We start from the raw sequence: 1,488 nt of genomic DNA, 5'->3' as shown, positions 1-1,488 counted from the left end.
CGCTCAATGTCATAAAGCTGACCCATATAGTTTAAGGCTTGTCCCGCCAGCAGGCTCTTGTCATCCAGTTCGAAGAATTTACGCCGGGCATGCGCCATGCAGCCCACCTCGGTAATGCCTTGGGTAAAGCAGGCCTTGTAACCGACATAATCATCGCAGACCAGACTGCCTTGCCAGTCTCCCAGGAAGGTGCGGGCGTTTTCGCCCGCCCGGCCTTCAGTAAAGTCGTACACCACGGCCCGCAGATCATCGAAGGTGCCCGGTGCATACGCCCACAGATAGGCCCGATGTGTCCTGCCGGTGCCGGGCTTGAGCATCTGCACCGGTGTCTCGTCAGCATGAAGCACACGCCTGCCCAATACATGTTGGCGCAAGGCATCCACCAGGGGCTGCAGTTGCACCCCGCACACACCCACCCATTGGGCCAGTGTGGAACGGGCCAGACTAACACCCGCACGCTCAAAGATCTTCTGCTGCCGATAAAGCGGCAAATGGTCGCCATACTTGGCGACCAGCACATGAGCCAGCAGGCCAGTGGTGGCCAACCCCTTGTCAATAACATGGCCAGGCACCGGTGCCTGGCTTAATGTCTGGCATTGCCGGCAGACCCACTTGCCACGGATATGACGCTGAACGCTGAAGATGCCGGGCACATAATCCAGTTTCTCGGCCACGTCTTCGCCAATGCGTTGCAACTGGCAACCGCACGAGCAGTGGGTGCTGTCTGGCTCATGATGGATATCAATGCGTGGCAACTGCGGTGGCAATGCCTGACGCTTGGGTTGAGCAACGGTTCGCTCAACAGGTGGTTGTCCACCCAGGTTGATGAGTTCCTGCTCGATCGCGGCCATGTCGGCATCAACGGTATCGTCCAGCAGCAGTCCTTGCACTCCCGCCAGTTGTTCGCTCTTCTTGCCGAATCGATAGCGGCGCAGTACGGCAATCTCATGCGTCAGTTTGGAGATCTTGGCTTCCTTATAACGAAGCTCATCTTGCAGCGCCTGCTGCCGGGCCATGCTGCCCAGCACCAGTTGGCGCAGCGCATCGGCATCCATATTGGCAAGATCGGGAACGGAATCAGGGGCAATCTTCATGTCAATAAGTATGCCATGGCCTGAATGTCCACGCTACTGGCGCTTGTCCTGATTGCGCACACTCAAACCGAATTACAGAATGCCAATCACACCGCCTGGACCGATGCGGTGCCAGGGCAAGCCTATGATCAGGGCCTGCCATTGTTCTTCGGTCAGTGCCGGGTTCAGGGTATTTGCTGGTGACCAGGTAAAACTGCCCTTATGCAACCGCCTGGTAGCCAGCCAAATGCCAATGCCGTCATGCACCAGCACCTTCATCCGGTTAGCCCTGCGGTTGGTAAACAGGTAGGCATGATGGGGCTGGGCGGCACCAAAGACCATGACCACGCGGCTCAGCAAGGTATCCATGCCAGCCCGCATGTCGACAGGTTCGGTACCCAACCAGATCTGGTCG

2 protein-coding genes are annotated in these 1,488 nt (G+C 57.8%); both read right to left on the bottom strand.

The genetic code is table 11. From position 1 onward, the window contains the following. The coding region (gene tnpC, locus JHL22_RS15860) for an IS66 family transposase (protein WP_200239592.1) at positions 1–1,094 on the bottom strand (1,094 nt) is incomplete at its 3' end. 72 nt (positions 1,095–1,166) lie between these two features. Next, positions 1,167–1,488, bottom strand: a 322-nt coding sequence (gene tnpB / locus JHL22_RS15855) for an IS66 family insertion sequence element accessory protein TnpB (RefSeq protein ID WP_200239589.1), incomplete at its 5' end; no start/stop codon positions are given.

Source organism: Advenella mandrilli (assembly GCF_016595155.1).
GTDB classification, from domain to species: domain Bacteria; phylum Pseudomonadota; class Gammaproteobacteria; order Burkholderiales; family Burkholderiaceae_B; genus Advenella; species Advenella mandrilli.
The sequence above is the reverse complement of the archived record's forward strand: the minus strand, read 5'-3'. Positions and strand labels throughout refer to the sequence as shown.